General features: G+C 61.7%; 2 protein-coding genes and 1 pseudogene. 2 read left to right on the top strand and 1 reads right to left on the bottom strand.

All coding sequences use genetic code 11. The features are described 5' to 3' along the window. Both BN1056_RS11805 and BN1056_RS11800 read left to right on the top strand, forming a co-directional pair. Positions 1 to 198 (top strand): annotated as a pseudogene (locus BN1056_RS11805) (hypothetical protein); the annotation flags it as partial. A gap of 328 nt (positions 199 to 526) precedes the next feature. Next, on the top strand, positions 527 to 2,137 hold the full coding sequence (locus BN1056_RS11800) for a hypothetical protein (protein ID WP_210581470.1): 1,611 nt from the start codon (positions 527 to 529) through the stop codon (positions 2,135 to 2,137). A gap of 275 nt (positions 2,138 to 2,412) precedes the next feature. On the opposite strand, the gene BN1056_RS15110 is transcribed toward BN1056_RS11800, so the two are convergent. After that, positions 2,413 to 2,844, bottom strand: a complete 432-nt coding sequence (locus BN1056_RS15110) for a Fic family protein (RefSeq protein WP_425306122.1) — start codon at positions 2,842 to 2,844, stop codon at positions 2,413 to 2,415. Positions 2,845 to 3,190 lie beyond the last annotated feature (346 nt).

Genomic DNA, 3,190 nt, shown 5'->3' with positions numbered 1-3,190 from the left:
GTGGTTCGGTGCCTCATCTGGGACTGCCCGCGAGAGTCGCGGATCGTGGTCGTCGCGAGTGCGAATGTGTCGCGTAGCGCGGAAGAGGCTAACGTCGAGCTCGGCCTGCGCCTGGACGAGCCGCTGCTCGCCTGCGCCATCGAGGACCAGACACGCACCCTGGAGCCGCACGTCAACGAGCAGGTGGCTAGCGGCTGAGCGGGCCGGCAGACGGGCGCCGTGGTCGTACCGGGGCGCCATGTCCCAGCGCGAGAACCAAGGGAGTGGGGAGGCCGAGCGCCTTGCTCTGCTTGGTCCCGTGAGTAACTGGTTGGCGGTCGGTCACGAGGATGGCGGAAGGGCCAGGTGGCGGAGCGTGAGTGTCGAATGCGCGCGCCGGGCAGCCTCAGGCGGTCTAGCCCAGCCTCGTCCCTGCCTCAACCCGTAGGCCGGTAGTTCGTGTCGGACCCCCGTGGCACTGTGACTGTGGGCGGGAACCGCCGGCCCCGCCCAAGACCCTGACCGGCCGGCGAGAACCGAGGCGATCATGAGTGAGCGCGAAGACGTGCGTGGTGATGCTCCGCAGCCGCGGGGCACGGCGTCCCTGGATGACGGGAACGATACGAAGGAGCCCGAGCAGGAACCTGAGCCGCAAAAGAGCGAGCCAACGAATCGTGCCAAGAATGCCGTGGGGACCGAACAAGCCGACGGCCTGCACCGCTTCCTGAGCCGATTCAAGGCTGCATTCGCGGCGGAGAAAGATGACTCCGTGGCCGTCCCTCCCGGCCTCGGACCGGACCGAAGTCTTAAGAAGGGCGAGAACGGTCGAGTCGGCTCGAGGGAGAAAAGAGACAAGCGTTACGAACGAGGCCTACTCTGGGAGCATGGTAGCAACCTCCCTATGCTCGTCGTGCCTGGCATGCTGGCTACTTGTATATGGATGCTGTGTGTGTTGATCGAGAATCATCTCGAATATTCCCCAGAGGTGTTTCTCGCGACAATAATGGACATACGGGAAGCCGGCAGGCGGTGTCTTGCTGCCACTGCAAGTCCCGGAGTGGAAGGCCTCAATCAGTGCCCTTACGGGCTGGACATGTCGGTGTCTACAGGGATGACCTTGGTTTCAGGGATGTTTGCCGTCGAGTGTGGCGGCGTTGCGGTGCTCGGATTTCGAGCTCGTGCGCGAATTGGGCAGGGCGGTGACTCTGATGAGACGGTTGCTCGTCGCGTCTTTGGGTCACCCCTAGGGGCGTTATGCTTATGGTCGCTGATGTACTGTCTGTGGGTTCCAATTCTTGGTGTTCTCCTGCTGTGGACTCCAAGCCGTACGGCGGTTCTAAGTCGACCTGTACTTGTGCTGTCAGAGTCGGCTGTGCCTCTATGGTTTGTTGTGGCGGCATCGGTTGTTATTCCGATTTGGCTGTATGGCCGTGTTGTTGAGTATGTGCTAGAAGATGTTGAACGTCGGCGTCGCGCAATACGGTGGGAGTATGAGCGGGCTTACCGCTTGATTCGAGTCAAGGTTGCGTCAGACGTGGAAGCGCGTGACGTGGTGCAGGCGCGCGGCAAGGCGGCGCACGTTGGTCGCTGGATTGCTTTCGGGTTGATGCTGCTTATTGGTCCGCTGCTGGCGGGAACATTCCTGCCGTACGCGCCAGCGCGGTTTCTTGGGCTGTTTTCTGTGTTGGCTTTGCTTGACGCCTTTTGTGTATATTTTGTCGCCTACGCCTGGAGCTGGGGTCGAGCTCAGGGTGTTTTTCTTGTGATAGTTTCTGGATTCGCGGGATGTTTCTGTGCAGTGGTGACGGTCATGTGTTTTATGGTGTATTGGATAGTGATGTCTAGTCCGGTGACTATTCCTGCTGCACTGGCTGTATTCGTGCTGCTTGTGCTCGCCTGGTCGGTGGTGATCATGCGTGGAGTTGATGCGGCCAAGCATCCAGTCACCGTGATTCGCGCGCGTCGGGCGTTGCGCCGCAGCGACGAGCTGGTGTGGCTGTGCGCACAGGAGAGAAGACTTGTACCCATGGGGATGGGTGAGAGTGCTGTGAAGGCGCGGCTCAGAGGGCTCCGCCGTGCCGCGTCGCGCAAGCGCCAGTCAAAGCGCTTGCGTGCTGAAGGCGCTGAGAGGTCGCGGCGAACTGATAAGCGGTGCTGACGACGCGTCGGAAGCACTGCCACGGGGTGGATCGGCTCATTGGCCCGCTGACGGGTCACGTCGCGGAGGAGGGAATGCGGACATGACCTCGACGCGGGGGCGCACGCTGCGGCCACGCTGTTTCTCGACCAGCCCCGTCTTGACTAGGTCGTTGATGTCGCGCGTAACGGTCTTCGAAGTCTTGCTCCGATACGCCTCGGCGAGGCCTCGGTTAAGGGTCGTCACATCGCCGATTGGGGCCCAACGGTCGGCGGGCGGGGCCAGCACGAGGTCTCTCATGCTGGTTCGCGCTTGGGTGTGCTGATCACGGAACCGCTCGTGGACGTAGGACTGCCACATGATGGATAGCTGCATCTCCTGCACTTGTGCGATCTGCTCGCGTAGACCATCCACAAGGCCCTGGGCTGTGTAGTGGACAAAGTCCTCTGCCGGGTAACCGGGGGTACGCCGGTCTGCTCCAAGATGGAGTAATACATGTCGCGGGTCTTGTTGTAGTGATCGGACAGGAGGTGGGCGGCGGGTACTGGAACTCCGGCACGTATGAGCAGTTCAAACTCCAGCAGACGGGACATGCGTCCGTTCCCGTCGCCGAAGGGGTGAATCCAAGTTAGGTGCAGATGTGCCAGCGTGGCCAGTATGAAGGCCATGGGCGTCCGCAGGGCGGGGCGTTGCCCAACTGGGAGAGTTCGTTGTTCAGCGCTTCGCATAGACGATCGACTAGATACTCGCAGTCTTCCGTTGGCGCGCCGCGGTACTGTCCGACCCCCACGTCGTGCGTACGGAACGCGCCGGGAACAACGTCCTCCTCCTCCGGCTGACCAACTATCAGGCGAGCATGTTGAGCCTTAGTCGCGTGCCCGACAGCGGTGGGGCGTTGTTGGGCAGGCACTCTTGAGAATGACGTCGTTGAACAAAGACGCCAGGTTCCCGATCTCTTGGCGCTGGTACGCACGCGACGGTGGAGTGCCGACTCGCCGCTCGACGATGTCGCGTACTTCGGCTTTGGTCAGGGTGTTGCCTTCCCATGAACATGGCGGCTGGGGTGCGGGTGAG

The organism is Actinomyces succiniciruminis (assembly GCF_900002405.1).
GTDB lineage: Bacteria > Actinomycetota > Actinomycetes > Actinomycetales > Actinomycetaceae > Actinomyces > Actinomyces succiniciruminis.
Note: the sequence above shows the minus strand (reverse complement) of the source record. Positions and strands in the feature narration are given on the sequence as shown.

Excerpts from the sequence above, each read along its gene's own strand:
- BN1056_RS11800 (WP_210581470.1), top strand. The coding sequence starts at position 527 with ATGAGTGAGCGCGAAGACGTGCGTGGTGATGCTCCGCAGCCGCGGGGC.
- BN1056_RS15110 (WP_425306122.1), bottom strand. The coding sequence starts at position 2,844 with ATGCGAAGCGCTGAACAACGAACTCTCCCAGTTGGGCAACGCCCCGCC.